At 66.0% G+C, this 25,621-nt stretch carries 23 protein-coding genes; 17 read left to right on the top strand and 6 right to left on the bottom strand.

What is annotated here, in order from left to right; translation table 11 throughout:
* The first annotated feature begins 319 nt into the window (after positions 1-319).
* A complete protein-coding gene (locus tag AC1DS6_RS31570; RefSeq protein ID WP_477103892.1) occupies positions 320-1,297 on the top strand; it encodes a Bug family tripartite tricarboxylate transporter substrate binding protein in 978 nt (325 codons plus the stop codon).
* 42 nt (positions 1,298-1,339) lie between these two features.
* Here the strand turns inward: AC1DS6_RS31570 and AC1DS6_RS31565 are convergent, their stop codons facing one another.
* A complete protein-coding gene (locus AC1DS6_RS31565; protein ID WP_441631919.1) occupies positions 1,340-1,684 on the bottom strand; it encodes a YgiW/YdeI family stress tolerance OB fold protein in 345 nt (114 codons plus the stop codon).
* A gap of 235 nt (positions 1,685-1,919) precedes the next feature.
* Between AC1DS6_RS31565 and AC1DS6_RS31560 the strand changes: the two genes are divergently transcribed.
* From AC1DS6_RS31560 to AC1DS6_RS31530, 7 genes are all read left to right on the top strand, one after another.
* Complete coding sequence (locus AC1DS6_RS31560; protein ID WP_477103891.1) at positions 1,920-3,065, top strand: exonuclease SbcCD subunit D; 1,146 nt, start codon at positions 1,920-1,922, stop codon at positions 3,063-3,065.
* Positions 3,062-6,139 (top strand): AAA family ATPase, encoded by a 3,078-nt coding sequence (locus tag AC1DS6_RS31555; RefSeq protein ID WP_477103890.1) that lies wholly within the window; start codon positions 3,062-3,064, stop codon positions 6,137-6,139. Before AC1DS6_RS31560 ends, AC1DS6_RS31555 begins: the two co-directional genes overlap by 4 nt.
* Positions 6,140-6,540: 401 nt before the next feature.
* Complete coding sequence (locus AC1DS6_RS31550; RefSeq protein WP_441635438.1) at positions 6,541-7,224, top strand: 3-oxoacid CoA-transferase subunit A; 684 nt, start codon at positions 6,541-6,543, stop codon at positions 7,222-7,224.
* A 20-nt stretch (positions 7,225-7,244) separates the two neighbouring features.
* The gene (locus AC1DS6_RS31545) at positions 7,245-7,892 is read left to right on the top strand and encodes a 3-oxoacid CoA-transferase subunit B (protein ID WP_043357060.1); all 648 of its coding nucleotides are present in this window, start codon (positions 7,245-7,247) and stop codon (positions 7,890-7,892) included.
* A gap of 84 nt (positions 7,893-7,976) precedes the next feature.
* Entirely contained in the window at positions 7,977-9,179 is a 1,203-nt protein-coding gene (gene pcaF / locus AC1DS6_RS31540) for a 3-oxoadipyl-CoA thiolase (RefSeq protein WP_441635435.1), read from the top strand.
* Between the two features lie 215 nt (positions 9,180-9,394).
* Positions 9,395-10,126: an SDR family NAD(P)-dependent oxidoreductase gene (locus AC1DS6_RS31535; protein WP_045235484.1), complete on the top strand. Its 732-nt coding sequence runs from the start codon at positions 9,395-9,397 to the stop codon at positions 10,124-10,126.
* Between the two features lie 124 nt (positions 10,127-10,250).
* A complete protein-coding gene (locus AC1DS6_RS31530; protein ID WP_045235483.1) occupies positions 10,251-11,270 on the top strand; it encodes a Bug family tripartite tricarboxylate transporter substrate binding protein in 1,020 nt (339 codons plus the stop codon).
* A 198-nt stretch (positions 11,271-11,468) separates the two neighbouring features.
* Here the strand turns inward: AC1DS6_RS31530 and AC1DS6_RS31525 are convergent, their stop codons facing one another.
* Positions 11,469-11,690, bottom strand: a complete 222-nt coding sequence (locus AC1DS6_RS31525; protein ID WP_441635432.1) for a hypothetical protein — start codon at positions 11,688-11,690, stop codon at positions 11,469-11,471.
* Positions 11,691-12,063: 373 nt separating this feature from the next.
* Between AC1DS6_RS31525 and AC1DS6_RS31520 the strand changes: the two genes are divergently transcribed.
* Positions 12,064-12,615, top strand: coding sequence for a PadR family transcriptional regulator (locus tag AC1DS6_RS31520; RefSeq protein WP_441635430.1), 552 nt, complete (start codon positions 12,064-12,066; stop codon positions 12,613-12,615).
* A 102-nt stretch (positions 12,616-12,717) separates the two neighbouring features.
* Here AC1DS6_RS31520 and AC1DS6_RS31515 read toward each other — a convergent pair whose 3' ends face one another.
* Both AC1DS6_RS31515 and AC1DS6_RS31510 read right to left on the bottom strand, forming a co-directional pair.
* Positions 12,718-13,719, bottom strand: coding sequence for an NAD(P)H-dependent flavin oxidoreductase (locus tag AC1DS6_RS31515; protein WP_441635428.1), 1,002 nt, complete (start codon positions 13,717-13,719; stop codon positions 12,718-12,720).
* A 45-nt stretch (positions 13,720-13,764) separates the two neighbouring features.
* Complete coding sequence (locus AC1DS6_RS31510; protein WP_441635444.1) at positions 13,765-14,145, bottom strand: nuclear transport factor 2 family protein; 381 nt, start codon at positions 14,143-14,145, stop codon at positions 13,765-13,767.
* 365 nt (positions 14,146-14,510) lie between these two features.
* Between AC1DS6_RS31510 and AC1DS6_RS31505 the strand changes: the two genes are divergently transcribed.
* A complete protein-coding gene (locus tag AC1DS6_RS31505) occupies positions 14,511-15,542 on the top strand; it encodes a tyrosine-type recombinase/integrase (RefSeq protein ID WP_441635426.1) in 1,032 nt (343 codons plus the stop codon).
* Between the two features lie 173 nt (positions 15,543-15,715).
* Positions 15,716-16,735 (top strand): UDP-glucose 4-epimerase GalE, encoded by a 1,020-nt coding sequence (gene galE / locus AC1DS6_RS31500; protein ID WP_441635424.1) that lies wholly within the window; start codon positions 15,716-15,718, stop codon positions 16,733-16,735.
* Between the two features lie 175 nt (positions 16,736-16,910).
* Here the strand turns inward: galE and AC1DS6_RS31495 are convergent, their stop codons facing one another.
* The gene (locus AC1DS6_RS31495) at positions 16,911-17,216 is read right to left on the bottom strand and encodes an H-NS histone family protein (RefSeq protein WP_441635422.1); all 306 of its coding nucleotides are present in this window, start codon (positions 17,214-17,216) and stop codon (positions 16,911-16,913) included.
* Positions 17,217-17,565: 349 nt separating this feature from the next.
* On the opposite strand from AC1DS6_RS31495, the gene AC1DS6_RS31490 reads away from it, so the two are divergent.
* The 3 genes from AC1DS6_RS31490 (at position 17,566) to AC1DS6_RS31480 (ending at position 22,183) form a co-directional block, all read left to right on the top strand.
* On the top strand, positions 17,566-18,171 hold the full coding sequence (locus AC1DS6_RS31490) for a flavin reductase family protein (protein WP_441635442.1): 606 nt from the start codon (positions 17,566-17,568) through the stop codon (positions 18,169-18,171).
* A 196-nt stretch (positions 18,172-18,367) separates the two neighbouring features.
* The gene (locus tag AC1DS6_RS31485; RefSeq protein ID WP_477103889.1) at positions 18,368-20,101 is read left to right on the top strand and encodes a methyl-accepting chemotaxis protein; all 1,734 of its coding nucleotides are present in this window, start codon (positions 18,368-18,370) and stop codon (positions 20,099-20,101) included.
* A gap of 132 nt (positions 20,102-20,233) precedes the next feature.
* Positions 20,234-22,183, top strand: coding sequence for a putative bifunctional diguanylate cyclase/phosphodiesterase (locus AC1DS6_RS31480; RefSeq protein ID WP_477103888.1), 1,950 nt, complete (start codon positions 20,234-20,236; stop codon positions 22,181-22,183).
* A 48-nt stretch (positions 22,184-22,231) separates the two neighbouring features.
* Here the strand turns inward: AC1DS6_RS31480 and AC1DS6_RS31475 are convergent, their stop codons facing one another.
* On the bottom strand, positions 22,232-22,984 hold the full coding sequence (locus tag AC1DS6_RS31475; protein WP_477103887.1) for a hypothetical protein: 753 nt from the start codon (positions 22,982-22,984) through the stop codon (positions 22,232-22,234).
* A 396-nt stretch (positions 22,985-23,380) separates the two neighbouring features.
* On the opposite strand from AC1DS6_RS31475, the gene AC1DS6_RS31470 reads away from it, so the two are divergent.
* The 3 genes from AC1DS6_RS31470 to AC1DS6_RS31460 form a co-directional block, all read left to right on the top strand.
* Positions 23,381-23,764: a response regulator gene (locus AC1DS6_RS31470; protein WP_441635414.1), complete on the top strand. Its 384-nt coding sequence runs from the start codon at positions 23,381-23,383 to the stop codon at positions 23,762-23,764.
* A 169-nt stretch (positions 23,765-23,933) separates the two neighbouring features.
* Positions 23,934-24,410 (top strand): chemotaxis protein CheW, encoded by a 477-nt coding sequence (locus tag AC1DS6_RS31465; RefSeq protein ID WP_477103886.1) that lies wholly within the window; start codon positions 23,934-23,936, stop codon positions 24,408-24,410.
* Positions 24,411-24,455: 45 nt separating this feature from the next.
* A partial coding sequence (locus AC1DS6_RS31460) for a methyl-accepting chemotaxis protein (RefSeq protein ID WP_477103885.1) occupies positions 24,456-25,621 on the top strand: 1,166 nt, incomplete at its 3' end.

The following is a 25,621-nucleotide window of genomic DNA, read 5'->3' as shown; positions in this document are numbered from 1 at the left end:
AGAGATGTATCGAGCCAGGAAGCAACGCTGTCGGGCTTTCCCTTGCTGCAGGCCTGGCTGGTCAGGGCAACGCGGCGACGACGCCGATGCGCCCGCGAGTGCTCGGGCGTTGTGAATCAATGTGCATTTCTGGTGGGTAAGAGGGGACAATCTCCATTCATCTGTCATCGTAAATGAGACTTGGCTAGATTTTTGGATGGCATGTATATTGCGGACCGCACGCCGGGATGGTAATCCGCCGATCCTTCGCATCACGCAAGACACACAAACTACACAAGACACAGAGATAGGAGCGCCCCTGGCGCAGAAAAGGAATCCGATGAAGAAGGCCCTTGCCACGGCGCTGTGCGCCGCCGTTACGCTCACTCTTGCCGTTGCCGCCGCGCCCGCCGGTGCCGCTGGCTATCCGGAACGCCCGGTCACCATCGTCGTGCCCTACGCCGCCGGCGGCAGCAACGACATGGTGGCGCGCGTGCTGAGCCAGCGTCTTGCCCAGGATCTCGGGGTTTCGGTGGTCGTGGACAACGCGCCGGGCGCCAGCGGCACCATCGGTGCCATCAAGACCATCAACGCCCCGGCCGACGGCTATACCTTGCTGCTGGGCTCCAACAGTGAAATCTCGATCGCCAGGCTGACCAACCCGAAGATCAAGTACGACGGCCAGCGCGATCTGGTGCCGCTGCGCATGGTCGGCTCGCAGCCCATGGTGCTGGTGTCCGGCGCGCAATCGGGCATTCGTGGCGTGGATGGCTTCCTGGCGCTGGCCAAGAGCAGGAAGGCGGTGAACTATGGCACCTCGGGCATCGGCACGCCGCTGCATCTGTCGGGCGAACTGATCCGCGGCGCCAGCACGGTGGATATGACCCACGTCCCCTACAAAGGTGGCGCGCCGGCGATCGCCGACCTGATGGCCAACCAGATCGAGTTGGGCGTGCTGGTGCTGTCGACGGCGCTGCCGCAGATCAAGTCAGGCAAGCTGCAGGCGATCGGCGTGACTTCGGCCACGCGTTCGCATGCCGCGCCCAATATCCCCGCGCTGGCGGAGAACAAAGCGCTGGCTGGTGTCGATATGCGTTTGTGGTTCGGGTTGTTCGCGCCGGCCAATACGCCCAAGGCGGTGACCGACAAGCTGGCCGACGCGCTCGCCCGCGCGATCAATGCGCCGGAGGTCAGGAACAAGCTGTCCGAGGCTGGCGTGGACGTCGATGCAAAGGACGCGGTCGCCTTCCGTGGGTTTATCGCCAAGGAAACCGAGGCTTACCGCAAGATCGTCAGCGAAGCGAATATCCAGGAGTAAGCATGCCGATGCCCGGGCTCTCCGGGCATCGTGCCTGCATCCTTACAGGATGCGGATCTGCTTGACCTTGAACTTCGAGTCGCCGAAGAGTTCCTTGTCGTATTCGCCCAGCAGTTCCACCTGGGTGGACGCATCCACCGGCTGGCCGGCCGGCCACAGCTTCTTGTCGATCTTGATCCGGATCTGCCCGGTGCCGTCGTCGAACTGGTAGAGCTCGTGGCCGACGTTGTTGACGATTTTCCCGCGCAGCACGGCGTGCTGGTCGTCCTTGCCTTGCTCCGCCAGGGCCTTGACGGTAGTCGCCGGTACCGTGGAAGGGCCTACGTACTGTGCCTGTGCCATGACGGCCGTAGCCGTCAGAACTGCCGCGATCAGGATGCGTTTCATGGTTTCTCTCTCAAGAATGATTGGAACGTACCGGCTGGGGGGCGGCCACCTGGCCGGGCCATTGTGCCGGAGCCGGTGCTTTTGCACCAGCACGCAGGCGATTGTGGGTGGCAGGGGCTGAACCGAAGCTGAACGGCGAACGGGCAACGTTATGATGGCGCCTGTCGCGCGGTCCGCTCCGGACCATGCCCGGCTCACTCGCGCTCACTGCGGCCATCCACCAAAGGGATTCACATTGCGTTTTCTTCACACTGCCGACTGGCACCTCGGGCGCGTGTTTCACGCGCGCAGCCTGCTCGAAGACCAGGCCTGGGTGCTCGATCAATTTGTCGCGCTGGTGCGCGACGCGCGGCCCGATGCGGTGCTGATCGCCGGCGACGTTTATGACCGCGCGGTGCCGCCTCCCGAAGCGGTCGCATTGCTCGACGACGTGCTGGCGCGCATTGTGGTGGACGCGGGTGTGCCGGTGGTGATGATCTCGGGCAACCACGACAGCGCGCAGCGGCTCGGTTTCGGCGCGCGCCTGCTGACGGCGCAGGGTTTGCATGTGGCTGGCCGCACCGAGCGCGAGGCGACCTGCGTGACCTTGTCCGACCCGGACGGCGAAGTGAAGATCTATGCCTTGCCTTATGCCGAGCCCGCTGCGGTGCGCGATGCCTTCGGCGTGGACCTGCCCGGCCACGAGGCGGCGCTCGCGGCGCGCCTGGAAGCGATCCGCGCGAGCCATCCGGCGCACGCGCGTTCGGTGGTGGTGGGGCATGCCTTCGTGATCGGCGGCGAGGCCAGCGAATCGGAGCGGCCGCTTTCGGTGGGCGGCAGCGGCGCCGTTGCCGCTGGTGTGTTCGACGGCTTCGACCTGGTCGCGCTCGGCCATCTGCACCGGCCGCAGACCTTTGGCCAGCGCGTTCACTACGCCGGCTCGCTGCTGAAATACTCGCTGTCCGAAGTTACGCACGCCAAGTCCGTCTCGCTGATCGAGCTGGCGGGCGATGGCACGGTGACGATCGAACCGATTGCGCTCTCGCCCCGGCGCGACTTGCGCATCATCGAAGGGCAACTGGCCGACCTGCTGGCGCATGGCGCGGAGGACCCGCACCGCGACGACTATATCCACGCGGTGCTGACCGATACCGGCGCGTTGCTCGATCCGATGGCCCGCCTGCGCCAGGCCTATCCCAATGCCCTGGCCATCGAGCGCGCCGTGCTGGCGCGATCCGGCGAAGCCAGCGCCCCGGGCCAGCGCCTGCGCCAGCTCGATACCGCCGAGCTGTTCGCCAACTTCTTCAAGGAGGTCGCGGACGAAGAACTGGACGACGACAAACGCCGCGTGCTGGCCCAGTTGCTGGAAGGCATGGCCGCCGTCGAGAGGGAGTCCGCATGAGACCGCTACGCCTGAAGCTGCAGGCCTTCGGCCCGTTTGCCGCCAGCGAGGAGATCGATTTCAGCCAGCTTGGGGAGCGTGCCTTCTTCCTGATCCACGGCCCCACCGGCGCCGGCAAGACCACGCTGCTCGACGCCATCTGCTTCGCGCTCTACGGCGATACGTCCGGTGGCGAGCGCAGCGCGCAGGACATGCGCAGCGCCAACGCCGATCCGGGTTTGCGCACGGAAGTGACGTTCGAATTCAGCCTGGCAGGCCAGCGCTACCTGGCTACGCGTTCGCCCGCGCAGGAGCGGCCGAAGCTGCGCGGAGAGGGCACTGTCAAGGAAACGCCCAAGGCCCAGCTCGACACCATGGGCGAGGGTGGCTGGACCAGCATGGCCAGCCAGCCCAACAAGGTCGATGACCATGTGCGCAACCTGCTGGGTTTCGACAGCAGCCAGTTCCGCCAGGTGATCGTGCTGCCGCAGGGACGTTTTCGCGAACTGCTGACTGCCGATTCCAAGAGCCGTCAGGCGATCCTGGAGCGCTTGTTCCGCACCGAGTTGTACCGGCGCGTGGAAGAACTGCTCAAGGGCCAGGCCGCCGGCATCCGCCAGCAGGCCGAGCGGCTGCGGATCGAACAAACGGCCTTGCTGCAGCAGTATCAGCTGGAATCCGTGGACGCCTTGCGCGAGCAGGCAGCGGCGTTGCAAGTCCGGCTGGATGAACTCAGGCAGCGCGACGGCGCGGCGCGCACCGTGCTTGAACTTGCCACACTGGCGAGCAAGCAAGGCGAGCAGACAGAAGCCCGCCTGCGCGAACAGCGCGAGACCGAGGCTGCCCATGCCGCGCTGATGGCGCAGCGGCCCGAGGTGGAAGCCGAGCGCCAGCGGTTGCTGGCCGCGCGCCGGGCCGCGCAGGTCCAGCCTTTCGAGCAGCATCTCGGACAGGCTGCGCAGGAACACCTGCAGGCGCAGCAAGCGCTTGCCGCGGCGAATGCGCGCGCCAGCGAAAGCGCCGTGGCGTCGGCGGCGGCAGCGGCGGCGCTCGAAGCCGAAATGGCGCGCGCCAGCGATCGGCAGGCGGCGCAAAAGCGTGTGACGGAACTGGAGGCCATGCTGCCGCAGGCGCAACGGCTTGGCGTGCTGCGGCAGGACTTGCAAAGCGCCGCCCGTGGGCAGACACAATCGGCGGCGGCCCATGCTGGTGCCGTGCAGGCGCAGCAGCAAGCGGCTGCCGCGCTGAAACAGGCGGAGGCTGAACTGGCCCAGGCCCAGGAGGGCGCTCGCGGACTAGAGACGATCCAGCTGCGGCTGGCGGGCCTGGCGCAGCAGGCGGCCACGCTGGACAAATACGCGGCCACGCTGGCGCACTGGGAACAGGCGCGCCGCCAGGCCGAAGCCGGCCGGCTTGCTGCCGGGCAAGCCGCCACACTTCAGGCGGCAAGCGCGCTCCGCTTGCGCGAGACGGAGCAGGCCTGGCGGGCAGGACAAGCCGCGCGGCTGGCTGCGGGCCTGCACGACGGCGAGTCGTGCCCGGTATGCGGCAGCGCCGAACATCCTCAGATGGCCCGGCCTATCGAGGCCCCGGTCTCCGACGAAGTGCTCGATCACGCCCGCGAGGCCGCGCGGCTTGCCGACCAGGCCGCGCACAGCGCGGCCAGCCAGGCGCAAACCGCGCAGCAAGCGCTGACGCACCGTCAGGAGCAACTGGACGAACTGCGCGAAGCCGTGACCGCCGCGGACATGCCGGCAGGCGCGGCGCAGGATCCGGCCGCTGCCAAGGCGCAACTGGCCGAGGCTATCCAGGCGTTACGCGCGCAGCAGCTGGCCGCCGGGGCGGCGGCTGGACGGTGCGCGCCGCTGGCAGCGGAACTGGAGCGGCTGCGCGGCGCGTTTGCCGCCGCCGATGCGTCCATTCGCGTAGCCGACGCGGCTGCGCAGGACGCCGGCCAGCGTCACGCCAAGCTGCAGGGCGAGTGGCAGGCGGCCAGCGCCCAGGTGCCGTCCGAATGGCGTGAGCCAGAGCGGCTCACCCTCGCGCTGGGGCAGGCGCGGCAGGATCTGGCCGCGCGTGAAGCCGCGCTGGCCGCCGCGCAGTTGGCGGACAAGCAGGCCGGCGCCGGCCTGGCCGCGGCCCAGGCCGCGCAAGCCGGCGCGCAAGCCACCCTGGCCAGCCATGCGCTGCGCGAGCAGCAGGCTGGCGCAGCGTTCGCAGACGCGCTTGAGCAGGCGGGCTTTGTCACGCGCGAGGCCTATGCCGAGGCGCGGATGCCTGCCGCGCAGGTGGCGCAACTCGACGCCCGCGTCCATCGCTTCGACCTCGACCTGGCTGCCGCCGCGGACCGGCGCGAGCGCGCCGCGGTCGCCGCGCGCGACCTGGCCGCGCCCGACCTGCCGGCACTCAGGCAGGCCCAGGCGGATGCCACCAGCGCGCTCGAAGCGCTGGTCCGGGAGCAGGCCGACCTCAACCGCAGCCGCGAAAACCTGCTGCAATGCCAGCAGCGCCTGGACGCGCTGGCTGCCGCGGGCGCGGACATCGAACGCAGCTACGCGGTGCTCGGGCGGCTGGCCGAAGTGGCCAACGGCAACAATCCGCGCCGCATCACCTTCCAGCGTTTCGTGCTGGCGACCTTGCTCGACGAGGTGCTGGAAGCCGCCTCGCTGCGCCTGATGCGCATGAGCCGCAACCGTTACGAACTGCAGCGCGTGCGCGAACTGGGCGACAAGCGCGCCGCCGGCGGGCTCGATCTGGAGGTGTTCGACCATGACACCGGCATGACGCGCCCGGCGAATACCTTGTCCGGCGGCGAGGGTTTCCTGGCATCGCTCTCGCTGGCGCTGGGACTGGCCGATGTGGTGCAGTCGCGCGCGGGCGGGATCCAGCTCGATACGCTGTTTGTCGACGAGGGCTTCGGCACGCTCGATCCCGAGAGCCTGGATTTCGCCATCCGCACGCTGATCGACCTGCAGCAGGCGGGGCGGCTGGTGGGCATCATTTCCCACGTGGCCGAGCTGCGCGAGCGTATCGACGTGCGCCTGGAAATCCGTCCCGGGGCGGGCGGCAGCCGGGCCGAGCTGCAATTGCCATGAGGGGCGGGAGGTGACTGCCTCGCGGCAGCCCGAAGCGCGTAAGCTATGGTTTGCTCAGGCATACGCGGGCAGGTGCGCAAGGTAGCTTTCAACTGGCCTACGATCGTGTCCGACAAACGCACAAGCGATTTGCCGCCGCCTTGACCACCGTCGGATAGGGAGTGTAACCTGTTCATTCTGCGAATTGAAGTTCGCAGTTAGAACAAACCAGAATAATAAGAAAAACCAAAGTCTGTTGGATTCGTGTCCGGCGGTGCACTTTTGCAAGGAATTGCAAGGCGCGCAAGCCGGATGGCTCTTCCGGCAGGACTGTCCGGAGACAGCGTTTGCGTGCCGCCTGATTTCCCTCCTTGGCGGCCGGTTCCGGATAGTTCGTCCGGACTCTCGGAACTGGAACGCAAGTGATCAACAAGCTATTCGACTCCGTGGAATCGGCCATGGCCGACATCCACGACGGCGCCACTATCCTGATTGGCGGTTTTGGCATGGCAGGCATGCCGGCGGAGCTCATCGACGCGCTCATCGCCCAGGGCGCGCGTGACCTGACCATCGTCAATAACAACGCCGGCAATGGCGACACTGGCCTGGCGGCGCTGCTGAAGACCAAGCGCGTTCGCAAGATCATCTGCTCCTTCCCGCGCCAGTCCGATTCCTACGTCTTCGATGCCCTGTACCACGCCGGCGAGATCGAGCTGGAACTGGTGCCCCAGGGCAACCTGGCCGAGCGCATCCGCGCCGCTGGCGCCGGCATCGGCGGCTTCTTCACCCGCACCGCGTACGGCACGCCGCTGGCCGAAGGCAAGGAAACCCGCATCATCGATGGTCAGGGCTATGTCTACGAGACACCGATCCACGCCGACTTCGCGCTGATCAAGGCGCTGCGCGCCGACCGCTGGGGCAACCTGACCTACCGCAAGACCGCGCGCAACTTCGGCCCCATCATGGCGATGGCCGCCAAATGCCCCATCGTGCAGGTCAGCGAGATCGTCGAACTCGGCGAGCTGGACCCGGAACACATCGTGACGCCGGGGTTGTTCGTCAAGCGCGTCGTCAAGATCGACGGCGCCAGCCAGGCTGCCGCCTGAGCGCCAAGGAGATCCAGAATATGCAACGCCTGACCCGCGATCAGATGGCCGCCCGCGTGGCCAAAGACATTCCCGACGGTGCCGTGGTCAATCTCGGCATCGGCCTGCCCACCCTGGTTGGCAATCACCTGCCGGCCGACCGTGAAATCCTGCTGCACAGCGAGAACGGCCTGCTCGGCATGGGCAAGGCACCGCCCGCCGGCGAGGAAGACGGCGACCTGATCAACGCCGGCAAGCAGCCTGTCACGATCAAGCCGGGCGGCTCGTATTTCCACCACGCCGATTCGTTCGCCATGATGCGCGGCGGCCACCTCGACTTCTGCGTGCTCGGCGCCTTCCAGGTGTCGGTGAAGGGCGACCTGGCCAACTGGCATACCGGCGCGCCCGGCGCGATCCCGGCCGTGGGCGGCGCCATGGACCTGGCCATCGGTGCCAAGGAAGTGTTCGTGATGATGGAGCACCAGACCAAGCAGGGCGAGAGCAAGATCGTGGCGGAATGCACGTATCCGCTGACTGGCATGACCTGCGTCACGCGCATCTATACCGACCTGGCTACCATCGATGTCACGCCCGACGGGCTGGTGGCGCGCGACCTGGTCGAAGGCTTGTCCTTCGACGAACTGCAACGCCTGACCGGCGTGCCGCTCAAGCAGGGCGCTTCTGCCTGAGTGCCGGCCTGACCGGCGGGGCCACCCCCGGCGAGCAGCCTTCCAAGCTTCACGCTTTCACGTACAAGCAAGAGAGAGACAACCATGACCGAAGCCTTTATCTGCGACGCCATCCGCACCCCCATCGGCCGCTACGGCGGCAGCCTGTCCGGCGTTCGCCCGGACGACCTGGGCGCGGTGCCGCTCAAGGCCCTGATGGCACGCAACCCGAACCTGGACTGGTCCGCCATTGACGACGTGATCTACGGCAACGCCAACCAGGCCGGCGAAGACAACCGCAACGTGGCGCGCATGTCGCTGCTGTTGGCAGGCCTGCCGCAAAGCGTGCCGGGCGCCACCATCAACCGCCTGTGCGGCTCGGGCATGGACGCTACCGGCACCGCCGCGCGCGCGATCAAGGCCGGCGAAGCCGGCCTGATGCTGGCCGGCGGCGTGGAAAGCATGAGCCGTGCGCCGTTCGTGATGGGCAAGGCCACCAGCGCCTTCTCGCGCGATGCGCAGATTTTCGACACCACCATCGGCTGGCGCTTCATCAACCCGGCCATGCGCGCGGCCTACGGCGTGGACTCGATGCCCGAGACCGCCGAGAACGTCGCCACCGATTACAAGATCAGCCGCGAAGACCAGGACCTGATGGCGCTGCGCAGCCAGGAAAAGGCATCGCGCGCCCAGGCCGACGGCACGCTGGCGCAGGAAATCACCGCGGTGACGATCGCCCAGAAGAAGGGCGATCCGCTGGTGGTGGAGCGCGACGAACACCCGCGCGCCACCAGCATGGAAGCGCTGGGCAAGCTGCGCGGCGTGGTTCGCGCCGACGGCACGGTCACGGCTGGCAATGCCTCGGGCGTGAACGACGGCGCCTGCGCCATCCTGCTCGCCAGCGAAGCCGCGGCCCGCCAGCACGGCCTGACGCCCAAGGCCCGCATCGTCGGCATGGCCACCGCCGGCGTGGCGCCGCGCGTGATGGGCATCGGCCCGGCGCCGGCTTCGCAAAAGCTGCTCAAGCAACTCGGCATGACCATCGACCAGATGGACGTGATCGAGCTGAACGAAGCGTTTGCCGCGCAAGGCCTGGCCGTGCTGCGCGAACTCGGCGTGGCCGACGACGACGCTCGCGTCAACCCGAATGGCGGTGCCATTGCGCTGGGCCACCCGCTCGGCATGAGCGGCGCCCGCCTGGTTACCACCGCCATGTACCAGTTGCACCGTACAGGCGGCCGCTACGCGCTTTGCACGATGTGCATCGGCGTGGGCCAGGGCATCGCCATGGTGATCGAGCGCGTCTGATCGCAGCGGGTGTGGTTTCGGCGCCCGCGGGTTTCGGCCCGCGGGCGCCGTCTGCTAAAGAATGCCGCATCGCCGCCGTTAGTACCCGGTGGATGCGCAGGCTTTGAAGTTTCCCAACGCAAAGAAGCAGTGCGACTGGGCCGACTGGCTCGCCGGCTCTGGTCGCATCCCTTTCCAGCATGACCCGGCGCAGTTGTGGCCGGTCGGAGTACAAGATGTCCCTTCCCGTTGCCACGCTCGTTACCGGCGCCAGTTCCGGTATCGGCCGTGCCATCAGCGAAATGCTGCTGGCCGATGGCGTGACGCAGGTGGTCAATGTCGACTATGTCGCGCCCGCCTGGTCCCATCCCAATATGACGTTTTTTCAGGCCGACCTGACCGATGCCGCCGCGACCCGCGCCGTGGCCGAGCAGGTGACCTCGCGCTTTGCCGTCACCCGGCTGGTGAACAATGCGGGCGCCACCCGCCCCGGTACCGCCGACACCGCGCGCGTGGAAGACCTGGACTATGTCGTGGGCCTGCACCTGCAAGCCACCCTGCTGCTGACCCAGGCCTGCCTGCCCGCGATGCGCGCGGCGGGCTTCGGCCGTATTGTGAACATGGCCTCGCGCGCGGCGCTGGGCAAGCCGGAGCGCGTGGTGTATTCCGCCACCAAGGCCGGCCTGATCGGCATGACCCGCACGCTGGCGATGGAGCTGGGCGGCGACGGCATCACGGTCAACGCCGTGGCGCCCGGCCCGATCGCCACCGACCTGTTCCGCAAGAGCAACCCCGAAGGCAGCGAGCAGACCAAGCGCATCCTCGCCAGCATCGCGGTCAAGCGCATGGGCACGCCGGAAGACGTGGCGCGCGCCTCGATGTTTTTCCTGTCGCCGGAGAACGGTTTCGTGACCGGCCAGGTGCTCTACGTTTGCGGCGGCACCACGCTCGGCGTCGCACCCGTGTAGTAGTCCCTGGGCGTGACCGGGGCAATCGCGCCACGTTATCACGCCACAGCATTTAGTCAGTAAAAACTAAAAAGATGACCCGCGCCACAAGTGCGGGCTTACAGCGATCTATCCTGGAGTAAACATGAAATCCGATTCCCAAGCCCGCACCCTGCACAACAGCGCGCGCCGTCGCCTGCTGGCCGCCGGCGTGGCACTGGCCGCAACCGTTGGCGGCATGACCGGTGCAGCCTACGCCCAAGGTACCTACCCGACCAAGCCGATCACGATGATCGTGCCGTTCTCGGCCGGCGGCACCACCGACATCCTGGCGCGCATCGTCGGCCTGCAACTGGGCAAGGTGCTTGGCCAGCCGGTGGTGATCGACAACCGCCCGGGTGCTGGCGGCAATATCGGTGCATCGATCGCGGCCAAGGCGCCGGGCGATGGCTACACGCTGTTCATGGGCACCATCGGTACCCATGCGATCAACCAGTCGCTGTACTCCAAGCTGCCGTACGATCCGGTCAAGGATTTCGCGCCGATCTCGCGCGTGGCGATGGTGCCGAACATCGTGGTGGTGAACCCCAAGGTGCCTGTCAACAACGTCAAGGAACTGATCGCCTATGTGAAGGCCAACCCGGACAAGCTGTCGTACGGTTCGTCGGGCAGCGGTTCGTCGATGCACCTGTCGGGCGAGTTGTTCAACTCGATGACCGGCCTGCATATCCAGCACATCCCCTACAAGGGCAGCGCACCGGCGGTGAACGACCTGCTGGGCAACCAGATCGGCCTGATGTTCGACAACATGCCGTCGTCGTATCCGCACGTGAAGGCCGGCAAGCTGCGTGCCATCGCCGTAACTTCGGCCAAGCGCTCGCCCGCGCTGCCGAACGTGCCGACCGTGGCGGAATCCGGCGTGCCGGGTTATGAAGCTACCTCCTGGTTCGCGCTGTACGCCACCGGCGGCACGCCGCAGCCGATCATCGATCGCCTGAACGCGGAAGTGGTGAAGATCCTGGCCATGCCGGAAGTGAAGAAGCAGATGGCCGACCAGGGTGCCGAGCCTCGTCCGGAAAAGCCGGCTGAACTGGCCGCGTTCATGAAGTCGGAAACCGCCAAGTGGGCCAAGGTGGTGAAGGCTTCGGGCGCCACGGTGGACTGATCGGTTCCTGATCGCCAGCCCGGCCCGGACGCAATGCCCGGCCTGCCGGCAGCCACGAGCCGGCCCTTCGGGGCCGGCTTCTTTACGTCCATGGCACAGAAAAAAGCCCGCGATTTCTCGCGGGCTTAATCCTGGCCCGCTCGAACAGGGCAGGAGGAGACAAGGGAGGAAACGACGGAAAGACGCGGCCGGCGCGGATCAGGCCAGGCTGTACTTCACGACCTGCTCTTCGACACCGACAAAGCGCACCAGCTGGCGCAGGCCGCTCGCGTACTCCTTGATATGGTGCCCTTCCGGCGTGTCCGGCAGGCGGTAATACACCGGCATGGTTGCCGCCGGTGCCGCTTGCCAAACTACAGGAGGGCCATCCGTTTCCCACTGGACATCCCGGTCTTCGGCGAAATCTGTTTGTCCTTGCATGGACCACTCCTGGTGAATGACGGGCATGCGCTGCGCCGCGGCCGAGAACCGGCGACAGGCATGCGAAATGACTATGTCTGCAAATGTATTGCAGACAGCGGCAAAATGCCATTCAGCATTTTTAATATCTGGATCTGGTCTGTCGCTTATTTGTCATATTTTCCGCAATTAACCGCCAGAAACCGCGCGCATCGATGGCGGCGGCCCTCTCCGGGGCCGCGGGGCTGGCAGTGCGGACGGCGGCGACCCGGGACGGTCGCGCCGTGCGCGGTTTTGCACTTCCTTTGCGCTACCATAGGCGCTTGCCATCAAAGCCACGCCGGGAGGGAAGACTTCACTGCCTGGCGACGGGCTCTCACGTTACCCTTCCCGCATGTCCGTTCAGCACGCACTCCTGACTTCCTTATTGGAAAGACCGTCTTCCGGCTACGAGCTGGCGCGGCGCTTCGACCGTTCAATCGGTTATTTCTGGCATGCCACGCACCAGCAGATCTATCGGGAACTGGGCCGCATGGCCGAACATGGCTGGATTGCCGAGGAAGAGGGCGAGGGCGAGAGCGATGCGCGCAATCGCAAGAAGGTTTATTTCGTGCTGCCGCCGGGGCGCGACGAGCTTGCGCGCTGGGTGCTTGCGCCTACCGCCGGGTTGGACCTGCGCGACGAGATCCTGGTGAAGTTGCGGGCGGATGCCGTCGTGGGTCCGCTAGGGTTGAGGCCGGAGATGCAGCGCCTGATCGGACTGCACCAGGAGCGGCTCGACACCTACCGCCAGATAGAGAGGCGTGATTTCTCCGCCGCGCAGCCCACGCGCGCGCAGCAACTGCAACATGCACTGCTGAAGCGGGGTATCCGCTATGAGGAAGATTGGGTGTCCTGGGCGGAGGAGCTATTGCCGCTGCTGGATAAGCAGGACGATCCGGCTTGAGGCGCTGGCCGCCATTGGCGCCGAGATAAGGTCCCCCCTCCAAAGGCGCGGGGGAAAGGGCAATCCGCCGCCGAATGCGACGGACTGCCCGCGACGACGTAATCAGGCCAGGTCGGCTGCCGTGGCGCCGCTGGTGTGCGCCGTTTGCGGGGCAAGGCCCAGCCGGCGGCGTGCCAGCGCATATTCCTCGGCGAAGCGGCGCACCAGGTCGGCTGCCGGCACCACGCGCTTGATGGCGCCCACGCCCTGCCCGGCGCCCCAGATGTCCTTCCACGCCTTGACGCTGCCCGAGCCGAAATTCATCTTGGACGGGTCCGATTCCGGCAGCGCTGCCGGGTCGAGCCCGGCGTTGACGATACTCTGGCGCAGGTAGTTGCCGTGCACGCCGGTGAAGAGGTTCGAGTAGACGATGTCCGACGCGTTGCTATCGACGATCATCTGCTTGTAGGCGGCCTGCGCGTTGGCTTCCTCGGTGGCGATAAATGCCGAACCCACGTAGGCCAGGTCGGCGCCCGCGGCCAGCGCCGCCAGGATGCCGTCGCCGCTGGCGATGGCGCCCGACAGCAGCAGCGGGCCGTCGAACCACTCGCGGATTTCATGCAGCAGCGCAAACGGCGACAGGACGCCGGCATGGCCGCCCGCACCCGTGGCGACCGCGATCAGGCCGTCGGCGCCTTTCTCGATGGCCTTGCGCGCGAAGGTGTTGTTGATGATGTCGTGCAGCACGATGCCGCCATACGAGTGCACCGCGTCGTTGACCTCGGTGCGCGCGCCCAGCGAAGTGATGACGATGGGCACCTTGTAGCGCACGCACAGTTCCAGGTCGTGATCGAGCCGGTCGTTCGACTTGTGCACGATCTGGTTGACCGCGAATGGCGCGGCCGGACGATCTGGATGCTTGGCGTCGTGTTCGGCCAGTTCGGTGGTGATGCGGTCCAGCCAGTCGTTGAGCACCGGGCCCGGACGCGCGTTTAGCGCGGGGAAGGAGCCGACCACGCCGGCCTTGCATTGGGCGATCACCAGGTCGGGGTTGGAGATGATGAACAGTGGCGAGCAGACTACCGGCAGCGAAAGACGGTCCTGCAGGATGGCGGGAAGAGACATAGCGTTCTTTTGCGAAGTTGAAACGGTGAGTGGAAGATGCCGGTATCAGGCGCTGGCGCCCTGCAGTACGGACTTCTGGCTGGCAAGCCGCGCGCCCATGGCGGCGGCAAGCGCGTCCAGGCCGCTCTTGGGACGGACCATGACCTCGAAGTCGTCGATCTTGCCGGCGTCGTTGAAGCGGATCATGTCGATGGCCTTGACGGACCTGCCGTCGACTGTCGCACTGAACTCCAGCACCACGCTGCGCCCGTCGTCGCTGACAAAAGTGCGGTGATAGCGGAAGTCCTGGAATACCTGGTTGACCGATTCCAGCACCATGCGCAGGGCGATGCGCCCCGGGTACGGTGTGTGGGCGACGGGCGAGTGGAATACCACCTCATCGGCCACGATGCTGTCCAGGTCGGCCATGGAATGGGTGGCGATCATGCGGTGCCAGATTGCCAGCGAGGCCTGCGCCGCCGCTGACAAGGTTGCTTGGGTCACGGTGTCTCCTCCGGAGTGGGCCGAGGGCGCGGAAATCGCCCGTTCCGGCGCGCTGGGCTGCATCGTTCCGCTTGCCCGGTGGGCGCCGCGGCGACGGCAGCTTACACATCGCTATGCAACCAGTTGCATAGCGATGTGTAGAAAGGTAGCAGCACGCGACGGCAATTGCAATGTTTTGGCGTTTATATGCCTCATGAGGCTTTTTTTTTGGCCGAAGGGAGGGGCCGCAGGCCTCGGTCTTTTGTGGCGGCTTGTCTACAATACGGGCATTGCCGCAAAACAGCGCAGGAGCGCGAGTGAGTACTGACATGAGCGCCAAAGTAGGGCCGTCCGGGGCCCTTTTCGATGCGGATCTCGAAGCCTGGCGGACCCAACCCGAGCGGGCTTTCGACGGCTGGCTGGTCAGCCACGGCTTTCGCCATGGCACCGCCGTGGTCTATCGCGCGATGTGGGGCAAGCTTTTGCGGTGGTCGGGGGAGCGCGGGGTGGCACCGCTGGCATGGTCGGCGGAGCAGATCGGAGCCTTCCTCGACGAGCAGGACTTGCACAAGCACCACCGCTATCGTTATGCACGATTGATCGAGCGCGTCTTTCACCATCTGTCGCTGCTGCAGGACGGCCTGCACAATCCTGCGAGCCAGGCCGTACGCGCCCACCTTGCCGAAGGCGAGAACGATCCCACCGCCTTCTTGCTGCCTGCCGAGCGAGAAGCCTTGATTGCCCGGGTGCTGGCGCCGGCGGCCCGGTCGCCGGGCCAGGATGCCGCCGCGCTGTCGCCGACCCAATGGAAGCGCGCGCGCGACACCGCGCTGGTCGCGGTGTTGCTGGGCGCCGGCCTGAAGGTGGGGGAAGCGCGTGGCCTGGGCACCGGTAGCATCGCGGAGGATGCCGCCAGGCTGCGCCTGGTCCGGGCCGACAACGGCCGCGCCTACGAGGCACCGGTCTTTGCCTTCGCGCGGCCGGCATTGCTGGCCTGGCTGGAGATCCGCGGCACGAGTGGCACATTGGGCAACCTGGTCTTTCCCGCCATGCCGAGCGGGCGGCACTTGCATGCCGCTTCGCTGTACCGCCGGGTGGAGATCCTGCTGGATGAAGCCGGCGTGCTGGCGGGCCGCAGTGAACGGGCGTCTCCGCAGACGCTGCGCAATACTTGCGGCGCGCTGCACTTCGAGGGCGGCGCCGGCCCGGCTGAAGTGGCGCAGTGCCTTGGCATGCGGGACCTGGAGTCCGGCTGGCGCCTGCGTGCCGCTTTCGAGGCCTGGCAGGCGCGCGCAGGCCTGGCGGCAGGACGGAATTCGGCCGGTGACGCCGGCACGACAGATGCGTCCTGCTATGCTTAGTCGCCATTAGTCGTCGTTCGGCCCAATGCGGGTGGCGCTAACCTGGAGCCGTTGCCAGCCGCCGATGGCAGCCTCGTGCCAGGGGATGCTGAAACAGGCGCTTCGCCAGATGTACCAGGCGCGCTGTCGCGGTGCCCGCTCAGTCTCTTTTCACAACCTATTGATGAATCGCTATGTCTGAAACTTTGCTGCTCACGGGAGCCACCGGTTATATCGCATCGCACACCTGGGTCGCCTTGCTCGAGGCCGGCTATCACGTGATTGGCCTGGATAATCTCTGCAACAGCAATCGCGCCGTGGTCGAACGGCTTGCGCAGATTACCGGCCAGCGTCCGCATTTTGTCGAGGGCGATGTCCGGGACCGCGCTTTGCTGGACCGTTTGTTTGCCGAACACCGGATCTCCGGGGCGATTCATTTCGCGGCGCTCAAGGCGGTGGGCGAATCGGTCAGCAAACCGCTGGATTATTACGACAATAATCTCAATGGCTTGCTTGCCCTGTGCTCGGCGATGAACGCTGCTGGTGTCAAGCAACTGGTGTTCAGCTCCTCCGCCACGGTATATGGCAATCCGCATTCGGTGCCGATCCTTGAGGACTTTCCCCTCTCGGCCACCAATCCGTACGGCCAGACCAAGCTGATGAGCGAGCAGATCCTGCGTGACCTGGAACGGTCCGATCCCGACTGGCGGATTGCGTACCTGCGCTATTTCAATCCGGTGGGCGCGCACGAAAGCGGCCTGATCGGCGAAGACCCCGGCGGCGTGCCGAACAACCTGATGCCTTATGTAGCGCAGGTCGCCGGCGGGCGCCGCGAGAAGTTGATGGTGCACGGCGGTGACTACCCCACGGTCGACGGCACAGGTGTGCGCGATTACATCCACGTCTGCGATCTTGCGGCCGGCCATCTTGCGGCCCTGGTCTACCTGCGCGACAAGCAGCAATGCCTGACGGTCAATCTCGGCACGGGCCGGGGCTACAGCGTGCTGGAGGTCGTCGCGGCCTACCAGCGCGCCAGCGGCCGCCCGGTACCCTACGAAATAGGGGCTCGCCGCCCCGGCGATATCGCCTCTTGCTATGCCGATCCCGCACTGGCGCACACGCTGATCGGATGGCGCGCGCAGCACGATATCGATCGCATGTGCGAGGATTCGTGGCGCTGGCAGTCGATGAACCCGCTGGGGTTTGCCGGCTGAGTGGCGTGGCCGGGCAGGCGGGGTGCGTACCCGTTTCTGCGTGCCCGGCTTTGTGGGCGCTCTGTGGACACGGCGAGGACCGGGCAGTGAAAATGAGAACGGCCGGGCAAGTGCCCGGCCGTTCTCAGGAGCGCAGCGGGTGCTCGGCCGCGATGCCCGTTGCCGGCGCCCGGTTTCAGCGAATCAGGAAGTCATCGATATTCTTGCCGGCGGCCAGGGCCTGGGTCAGCCAGCCAGGACGCTTGCCGCGGCCGGTCCAGGTATTGCCCGCGCCGTCGCGATAGCGCACCGGTACCTTGCGAGTTGCCTTCTTGCCGGCGGCAGGCTTGGCGCCGAAACCCAGATCGTCCGCGGTCAGGCCATATTGGTCGATTTTCTGGCGAATATCGGCGATGACGGAAGCCTGCTCGCGAGCCTTGATTTCCTCGGCCTGCTTTTGCAGTTCACTGATTTTCTGAACAATTTCCTGATAAGTCGCCATTGCGAGCCTCGATTTACTGGGTGAGCATGATGATTCGGATGAATTATAACGGCACCAAGCGATCCTGCAAACGCTTTTAAACCGCGATGGAGAGAATTCTGATAAATCGGCGGTATGATCTAATTAATGAACTTCCGTGCAGACCACGGGTCAGCGGCAGTTTCGCATTTGCCGACAGAGCGGCTGCTTTCGAATGTTCGAGAAAACGGCGTGCCGACACCACCCCGCCGTTTTGCAATCCGGACTGCGTAATAACCCTGCCCGCCGTAATGGCGCGCAGCGGGAAGTGATTTTGGTGCAACAATGCCGATCCCTTCGCAAAACGACCAAACCTGCTTTCGCCTCAAACATGTCTTTCGATTCGATTAACGCCGGCGCCGCGGGCAGGCTCGTCCCGGTCGAACTGGCGAAAGCCTATCGCCTGTTGAATCACGGGCCGGTTACGCTGGTGACCAGCGCCCACGCTGGCCGGCGTAATGTCATGGCGGCGTCCTGGGCGATGCCGCTGGATTTCCAGCCGCCCAAGGTCGCGGTCGTGATCGATTCCCGCACCCTCACCCGCGAACTGGTCGAAGCGTCCGGCGAGTTCGCATTGAACATCCCCGCCCGCGCGCAGGCCGCCGCCACGCTGGAATCCGGCTCGCGTTCCGGCCGCGAGCAGGATAAGTTTGCCGCCGCGGGCCTGGCCACCTTTGCGGCGAAAGAGATTGCCGCACCGCTGGTTGCCGGCTGCCTTGGCTGGCTGGAATGCCGGGTAATCCCCGAGCCGGCCAACGCCGCGCGCCACGATCTGTTTATTGCCGAAGTGGTGGCTGCGTGGGCAGATTCCGCCGCTTTTTCGAATGGCAGATGGCATTTTCCGGATCGGGAGTGTCGTTCGATGCACTACCTTGCCGGCGGCGCATTTTTTGCCACCGGGGAGGCTTTCCAGGTGGAGCCGGGGGCCACCGAATGAGCGCAGCGCAGGGACACGGCCCCAATTGGCGACGCAGGGTAGGAGAGGGGACGCTGCCGGCGTGGCGGGCACGGCACCTCGCTCAAGGAATCACGCGACCACGCCGTTATCTGCCCTGAGCGGGTCGCTGGGGTGTCGATTCGCCGGGCCGGGGCCGGAGGAGGTCCTGTGCATTCCTTACCGTATCGGGTGCTTCATGTCTTTCCATAACAATATCCAGATCAAAACCTTGTTGCGCGGCGCAATGGCAATGTTGTCGCTTCTGCTGATTCTGGTTGGCGGTGCGGGCCTTTATGGCATGTCGCACAGCAACGACGCGCTCCAGGAAACTTATGGCAACCAGCTTGCGTCGGCGCAGGCGCTCAGTGAAACCATGCTCGGCACGACGCGCATGCGCCTGGCGCTGGACCGCGGCGTGATGCCTGGCGATGGTGACGATGGCAAAGCGGCGGTAGACCGCTCCATGGTGTTCGTCGACAGCGCCGAGACAGCCTGGAAGCGATACATGGCGCTGCCGCAGGACGCCGAGGAAAAGGCGCTCGCCGCGGAATTTGGCCGCAAGCGCCAGGAATTCATGGAGAAGGGCATCCTGCCTCTGCAGAAAGCGCTGATCGAGAACAACGCGGACGGGGCGCTTGCGATTGCCAAGAAGGCGCTGCCCGACTTGCAGCGCAGCCTGGCTACCGCCTATGAAGCCCTGCAGGCTTTCCAGATCCGTACCGGCGAAGCCAACTACAACGTCTCGCAAGACCGCTTCGGGCAGGTGCGCGCGCTGTCCTTCGCGCTGATCGCCCTTGGCCTGCTGGTCGCCGTATTGTGTGCCGTGACGCTGCACCGGGCTATCGTGCGGCCGGTGGAGGAGGCCCTGGGGGTGTTCGAGCGTATCGCCGCCGGCGACCTGACCGCGCGCATTACCAATGTGTCGCGCAACGAGGTGGGGCGCATGATGCAAGCGCTGGTGGCCATGCAGGAAAGCTTGTCGAACATCGTTGCCCAGGTGCGCGGCGGTACTGACTCGATTGCCTCGGCCACGCAACAGATCGCCACCGGCAACCTCGATCTGTCGCAACGTACCGAAGAGCAAGCCTCTTCGCTGGAGCAGACCGCGGCCAGCATGGAAGAACTGACATCGGCAGTGCGCCAGAATTCCGATAACGCGCGCCAGGCTGGTGTGCTGGCCAGCGATGCCTCGGAGATCGCGCTCAAGGGCGGCGACGTGGTAGGCCGTGTTGTCGACACCATGAACGAGATCAATGGCTCGTCGCGCAAGGTAGTGGAAATCATCGGCGTGATCGAGGGCATTGCCTTCCAGACCAATATCCTCGCGCTGAACGCCGCGGTGGAGGCGGCCCGGGCGGGCGAGCAGGGCCGCGGCTTCGCGGTGGTTGCCGGCGAGGTGCGCACCCTGGCGCAACGCTCCGCCGCCGCCGCCAAGGAAATCGAGGCTCTTATCAGCGAATCCGGCCAGCGCGTCGAAAGCGGCACCAGGCTGGTCGCCGAGGCTGGCCAGACCATGGGCGAGATCGTCAATGCGGTCAAGCGCGTCACCGACATCATGAACGAGATCAGCGCGGCCACCCAGGAGCAGACCAGCGGCATCGAGCAGGTCAACCAGGCGGTCACGCAGATGGACCAGGTCACCCAGCAGAATGCCGCGCTGGTGGAAGAAGCCGCGGCGGCCGCGGGCGCGCTGGAAGAGCAGGCGCAGAAGCTCAATGGCGTCGTGTCCGTGTTCCGGCTGTCAGGCAGCCATGCCGTGGCCACGCCGGCCCCGGTTACGCGCGTCGCGGCCACGGGCAAGGCCAAGGCTGTCGCGGCCATGCCGACGCGAGCCCGCCCGCCGGTCCAGCGCAAGGCACGTCCCGCGTCTCCGGCGGCCTCCGCACTGGCCGCAGCCGGTACCGGCGGCGACGACTGGAGCGCGTTCTGAGCCATGGCATACAGCTTGCCGCTGTTTTCATCCCCGGGGAAGCGCGCGTGATGCGATGATGCGGGTCTTGCGCCCGCATCGTACGGATCGTCGCGCCATCGCCCCCAATTTTTGCGCAGCTTCCTTACTGACATGAGTGCTAGCCTTCTGCTGCTCGCTGCCTTCTCCGGCCTCGCGGTCGGGTTGGGTATACGCGCAGCCAAGCCGGACCGGGAGCCGGCGGGCAGACCCAGCCGGGCGCTGCAATGGGCGGTCTTGCTGTTTTCACCCGCGTCCGTCGGACTGCCATTGTGGGTCGCGCTGGGTTCCGGCAGCCTGCGGGGCACGCGCGAGGTGTCGCAGGCCGCGGCCGTGCTCGCCATGACTGCCGGGCTCACGCTTGCCATCCCCTGGTTGCGCCGGCACATACCCCTGCTGCGCGGTACCGCCCTGGCGGTGACGCTGGCCGGCGCCGGGGTGGTGGTGGCCGCCGGCGCGCGTCTGAGCGCCCTGTGCGGCAATGCGCAGCGCCCGTCCGCGCTATGCGTGGAACCCGGCAACTTCATGCAGCCGGCCTGGCTGGCGGTGGCCGCGCTTCTTCTGGCGGCGCTCGGATACGTCGGCCTGCGCCGCGCCAACCCGCTCGCATGGCAACTGGCCAACCCGCCCGGCTTCGCCATCCCGGACACCAAGGCGCTGGACGATATTTTCGATAGCCAGCCGCCCGCCACGGGCGGGGGAACCACCCTGCCGGTACGTCGGCGCGGCCGCATCCCGGGCCGCCTGACCGTGCGCGCGACGGCGCGTGGACACGGTACGGTCGGGGAGTACAGCGTCAGCACCGATCTTCCCGACCGCACCGCCTTTGCGCGCTGGCTCGATCAGTCGATCGCGCAGGCGCGCCTGGCGGAGACCGGCTGTGCCGTGTTGTTGGTGCATATCGCCGACTTTCGCGAGGTCGACGAAGTCTTCGAGGTGCGCGCGGACGATATCCTGGCGCAGGATGCCGGGGCCCTGGCGCAGGCAGCGCTGGAGCCGCACGATTTCCTGGCACGCCTGGCGCGCGACGAGTTCGCAGTCGGCGTGCCCGAGATGATCCAGCACAACCGCGCCAATGAACTGGGCACGCGGTTGCTGAGCTCGCTCGCGGAGTTCGTGTCCACGCGCGGCCTGCAGATGCAGATCGGGGTGAATATCGGCATCGCCATCTACCCGCGCGACGCGCAAACGTCGGAAGCCTTGATGCAGGCGGCACGCGTGAGCCTGAGCGAAGCGCGCGAGAGCGGCTCCAACCAGGTGCGCGTATTCAATTCCGCCGCCGGCGAGCGCGCGCGGCGCATGCGGGTCATCCGTCGCGACCTCTGGCTGGCCATCCAGGACGACGGTCTCGCGCTGCAGTACCAGCCGAAGTTCGACGTGCGCCAGCGCACCGTGATCGGCGCCGAGGCGCTGTGCCGCTGGCGCCATCCGACGCTGGGGCAGGTCAATCCCGCCGAGTTCATCACGGTGGCGGAACAGTCGGGCCAGATCGACAAGCTGGACGACTGGGTGATCGCCACGGTGTGCCGGCAGATCCGGCAGTGGCAGGACGAGGGCATCCCGGTGGTGCCGGTGGCCATCAATGTCTCCGGACTGCGCTTTGCCAGCCGCGATTTCCCGCAATACCTGCTCGAGCAGATCCATCAGCACGACATTCCACCGTCGGCCGTCACGCTCGAGATCACCGAAACCGCGGCGATGAAGGATATCGCGCAGTCGCTGGAGACGCTGGCCGAGTTGCAAGCGCTTGGCATCCATGTCGCGCTGGACGATTTCGGCAGCGGCTATTCCAGCCTGGGGTATCTGAAACGGTTGCGCGTCGGGACACTGAAGATCGACCGTACTTTGATTGGCGGGCTGGATGCCGACCCGCAAGGCCGAGCCATCGTCGGGTCGATGGTGGCGCTGGCGCATGAGCTACGGATGCGGGTGGTGGCGGAAGGGGTGGAGTCGAATTCGCAGCTGGATATTCTGGCGGCGATGGGCTGCGACGAGGTGCAGGGGTATTTGTTGTCGCATCCCTTGGATCCGGGGGCGTTCGCGGAGTTGGTCTCGGGGGATTGAGGCGTGAGATGCCGCTCGGAAATCCAGCGACATCCGGCACTCACCCGTTTACCGCCTGGGCGTATAAGGGTCAGGCAGCGCTCCGGCAGACGGAAACAACGCCAGCAGGCGGGTAAATCGCCCGCTTTCCGGCACCAGCAACGCAAACCGGGTCTCGCAATAGTGCCCCGTCAGCGCCCCCAGCCTGCGCAGCTGCTGGCTGCAATTCACCAGCGATGGCAATCCCCGCGGCAGGTAAATACTGGCCAGCAGCGCCTCGGGTTCGATGCGGGTACGTCCGTGGAAGCGCGCCAGCTGCATCAGCAGCTCATCCGCCATGCTGGCCTCGCTGGTGGTTTCCACGTGCAATGCCAGGCCGATTGCATCGCGGCTGGCCACCGCCTGTACATCCCGCCATGTCAGGGGCATGGGCCCATCCCCCAGCACCGGCGCGAACAACACCGAGGAAAGCAATTCGAGGGTGCGTGGCAGTCCCTCGGCGGTGGTCGGCACGATGGGCCCGCAGCCCGTCGTGGCATACGCCGGGCCATCGACGAGCAGGGTGACAACGAGGCGATCGGGGTGCCGCAGCGCGCGCAGGCGTTGTGCCATGGCTGCGCTGATCTGCCGCTCCACGATGACCAGCTGCACATCGGCCGGCTGGCGCGGACGCCGCGATACCCAGTGCAGCCGTCCGCCGAAATCCGGCAGCGGCGCCAGCAATGCGTCCGGCGCGCCTTGGATGAGCACCGTGAGCTTGTCGGTTTGACGCGATTCCGGGACTTCCCGTTTGCTCCACTGCGGGCCTGGCAAGTTCGACATGTTGACGTTCCGATAGTGTTGCAGTGCCACTGCCCCGGGTAGCGCAAACCGTCCACGGCCAGCAATGGGAGTGGGACGTTTTGCGCGGCGGCCGTAGTATGCCGACCCTCGGCGAGCGGATGCACCCCATAACCGGGGGGTAACAAATCTGCGCTTATCAGCGCAACCGTACTACGGTTTCGGCCAACGCTGCCGATATTCCCCGCAGGGGCGCGGTTCGCACCGCGCTGCGCGAGTGCCGTAGCAGCTTGCATCCGCGTGGTCCCTGGCATGGGAACGCACAGGGAAATCGCTCGGGTTTGCCCGCCGCCGCCGTCCCAGGCGAGAACGAATATCGGTCCACCGGGCCAGGACCTGGGCTTGTGGACTCACCATCGTGCTGTCAACGGAGCCGTTATGTCTTTGCCTCATATTCTAGTCGTCGACGATTCTCCCTCCTTGCGCCGCATGATCGGCGCCTGCCTGCGCGCCGGAGGTTACACCGTATCCGAGGCCGCCGATGGCGACGAGGCCCTGGCGCTGGCCATGGATACGTCGTTCGGCATGCTGGTGACCGACCAGGTCATGCCCGGCACGGACGGCCTGACCCTGATCCGCACGCTGCGCAAGACTCCGGCCTATGCCGCAATCCCGATGTTGATGCTGACCACCGAGGTCGACGGCCAGGTACGTGAGCAGGCCCGCGATGCCGGCGCCTCCGGCTTCCTCGCCAAGCCCTTCGATCCCGATCAGCTGATGGAAGCCGTCGGCGCGCTGCTGGACCCCTCGAAGGTAGGGTAAATGCCTTGTCATTGTTTCCCTTCAGGCACGCGGCCTACTGCCGTTAAGAGGTAAACGATATTCGTGCCTTGGCGCAGGCCGGGTCTCGGCAAGGCTGCCCGTTTTCGGGCCGGCCAGCCGTGGCTTTGGCTGCGCGCGATGGCCGGTCATGGCAGCGGGAGCCAGGAAAATGAAAAGCGGGAACAAGACAGAGGGCGCGGGAGAGGAATTCCTCGCGTTCAGGCTGGGCGGCGAGGAATACGGCGTCGACATCCTCAAGGTGCAGGAGATCCGTGGCTATGAGAATGTCACGCAGATCGCCAATGTACCGGCCTACCTCAAAGGCGTGGTCAACCTGCGCGGCATCATCGTGCCGATCATCGACCTGCGCATCAAGTTTCGCCAGAACACGGTCAACTATGACCAGTACACCGTGGTGATCATCGTCGACCTGCACGAGCGCATCACCGGCATCGTGGTCGACGGCGTGTCCGACGTGCTGACGCTGGCGCCGGGCCAGATCCGTCAGGCACCCCAGCTGTCCGGGGACACCGAATACATCCGCGGCATTGGCTCGGTCGAAGACCGCATGCTGATCCTTGTCGATATCGAGAAACTGCTAGACACCGAAGAGCTCGCAGCGCTTGAAGCAGCCGCGGCCGCTTGAAGCGGCTGCAAACAGACAGAGCCCGATCCACGCAGTCCTCCATCCATGCGAAATAACCAACCCGTTACCTCCCGAGAGCACAAGCTCTCCGCAGACGATTACCTGATTTCCCGGACTGACCTCAAAGGGCGCATTACGTTTGCCAATCGCGCCTTTATCGAGACTAGCGGCTTCGATGCAGAGGAATTGCTCGGCGCCGCGCACAACCTGGTGCGCCATCCGGATATGCCGCCGGAAGCATTCGCGGATCTGTGGAAGACGATCCAGGCTGGCCGCTCGTGGGTCGGTATCGTCAAGAACCGGCGCAAGAACGGGGACTTCTATTGGGTCACCGCCACGGTGACGCCTACGGTCGTCGACGGCCAACTGGTGGGCTACACCTCCGTGCGCTCGATGCCGCAGCGAGAGCAGGTGGAGGCGGCCAGCGCGGCATATGCGCGCCTGCGCGAGGGCAAGGGCCATGGACTCGCGGTGCGCGATGGCGCTGTGGTACGGCGCGGCCTGGCGGGATTGCCGGGGCGCCTCACCAAGACCACGTTGAAGCGGCGCATCCTGATGTCGCAAGTGGCGGGCCTGGTGTGGTTTCTGGCTGCGTTGGCCGCTTTTGAAGCGCTGGCAGGCGGCGAGGCAGCGGGTTCGCTGCGGCCCTGGCTGTGGGGTGGCTTCGCGCTGGCGTTGGTGTCCTCGTTCGTCGCCGGCACTTTGCTGCTGGCGCGCGTGAACCGGCCGGTGCAGGACATGCTCGATTTCGCGCTGCGCATGGGGGCCGGCGACCTCACCACGCGCCTGGATTACCGCGCGAGCGACGAGGTCGGTGCGCTGGCGCGTGCCATGCGCACCATGCAGCGCAGTTTGCTGTCGGTGGTTGGCGAGATTCAGGAGGGCATGTCGAGCATCTCCACGGCGACCCGCCAGGTTGCCGCGGGCAACAGCGACTTGTCGCAACGTACCGAGCAGCAGGCCGCGTCGCTGGAAGAAACCGCATCGAGCATGGAAGAGCTGACCAGCACGGTGCGCCAGAACGCGGACAACGCGCGGCAGGCCAGCGGCCTGGCGGCGAATGCATCGGAGACAGCCGTCAAGGGCGGCGAAGTGGTCGGCCGCGTGGTGCAGACCATGGACGACATCAATGGGGCATCGAAGAAGATCGTCGACATCATCGGCGTGATCGAAGGCATTGCATTCCAGACCAATATCCTGGCGCTGAATGC

The sequence above is a fragment of the Cupriavidus sp. 05L310 genome (assembly GCF_056398185.1).
This window is presented reverse-complemented; position numbering and strand designations above follow the sequence as displayed.

What these genes read in the sequence shown, in the direction of transcription:
- AC1DS6_RS31465 (WP_477103886.1), top strand. Translation starts at nt 23,934, where the DNA reads ATGAAAAGCGGGAACAAGACAGAGGGCGCGGGAGAGGAATTCCTCGCG.
- AC1DS6_RS31515 (WP_441635428.1), bottom strand. Translation starts at nt 13,719, where the DNA reads ATGTCTCTTCCCGCCATCCTGCAGGACCGTCTTTCGCTGCCGGTAGTC.
- AC1DS6_RS31495 (WP_441635422.1), bottom strand. Translation starts at nt 17,216, where the DNA reads ATGGCGACTTATCAGGAAATTGTTCAGAAAATCAGTGAACTGCAAAAG.
- AC1DS6_RS31545 (WP_043357060.1), top strand. Translation starts at nt 7,245, where the DNA reads ATGCAACGCCTGACCCGCGATCAGATGGCCGCCCGCGTGGCCAAAGAC.
- AC1DS6_RS31505 (WP_441635426.1), top strand. Translation starts at nt 14,511, where the DNA reads ATGAGCGCCAAAGTAGGGCCGTCCGGGGCCCTTTTCGATGCGGATCTC.
- AC1DS6_RS31530 (WP_045235483.1), top strand. Translation starts at nt 10,251, where the DNA reads ATGAAATCCGATTCCCAAGCCCGCACCCTGCACAACAGCGCGCGCCGT.
- AC1DS6_RS31490 (WP_441635442.1), top strand. Translation starts at nt 17,566, where the DNA reads ATGTCTTTCGATTCGATTAACGCCGGCGCCGCGGGCAGGCTCGTCCCG.
- AC1DS6_RS31510 (WP_441635444.1), bottom strand. Translation starts at nt 14,145, where the DNA reads ATGATCGCCACCCATTCCATGGCCGACCTGGACAGCATCGTGGCCGAT.
- AC1DS6_RS31470 (WP_441635414.1), top strand. Translation starts at nt 23,381, where the DNA reads ATGTCTTTGCCTCATATTCTAGTCGTCGACGATTCTCCCTCCTTGCGC.
- pcaF (WP_441635435.1), top strand. Translation starts at nt 7,977, where the DNA reads ATGACCGAAGCCTTTATCTGCGACGCCATCCGCACCCCCATCGGCCGC.
- AC1DS6_RS31570 (WP_477103892.1), top strand. Translation starts at nt 320, where the DNA reads ATGAAGAAGGCCCTTGCCACGGCGCTGTGCGCCGCCGTTACGCTCACT.
- AC1DS6_RS31565 (WP_441631919.1), bottom strand. Translation starts at nt 1,684, where the DNA reads ATGAAACGCATCCTGATCGCGGCAGTTCTGACGGCTACGGCCGTCATG.
- AC1DS6_RS31520 (WP_441635430.1), top strand. Translation starts at nt 12,064, where the DNA reads ATGTCCGTTCAGCACGCACTCCTGACTTCCTTATTGGAAAGACCGTCT.
- AC1DS6_RS31555 (WP_477103890.1), top strand. Translation starts at nt 3,062, where the DNA reads ATGAGACCGCTACGCCTGAAGCTGCAGGCCTTCGGCCCGTTTGCCGCC.
- AC1DS6_RS31475 (WP_477103887.1), bottom strand. Translation starts at nt 22,984, where the DNA reads ATGTCGAACTTGCCAGGCCCGCAGTGGAGCAAACGGGAAGTCCCGGAA.
- AC1DS6_RS31480 (WP_477103888.1), top strand. Translation starts at nt 20,234, where the DNA reads ATGAGTGCTAGCCTTCTGCTGCTCGCTGCCTTCTCCGGCCTCGCGGTC.
- AC1DS6_RS31525 (WP_441635432.1), bottom strand. Translation starts at nt 11,690, where the DNA reads ATGCAAGGACAAACAGATTTCGCCGAAGACCGGGATGTCCAGTGGGAA.
- galE (WP_441635424.1), top strand. Translation starts at nt 15,716, where the DNA reads ATGTCTGAAACTTTGCTGCTCACGGGAGCCACCGGTTATATCGCATCG.
- AC1DS6_RS31485 (WP_477103889.1), top strand. Translation starts at nt 18,368, where the DNA reads ATGTCTTTCCATAACAATATCCAGATCAAAACCTTGTTGCGCGGCGCA.
- AC1DS6_RS31535 (WP_045235484.1), top strand. Translation starts at nt 9,395, where the DNA reads ATGTCCCTTCCCGTTGCCACGCTCGTTACCGGCGCCAGTTCCGGTATC.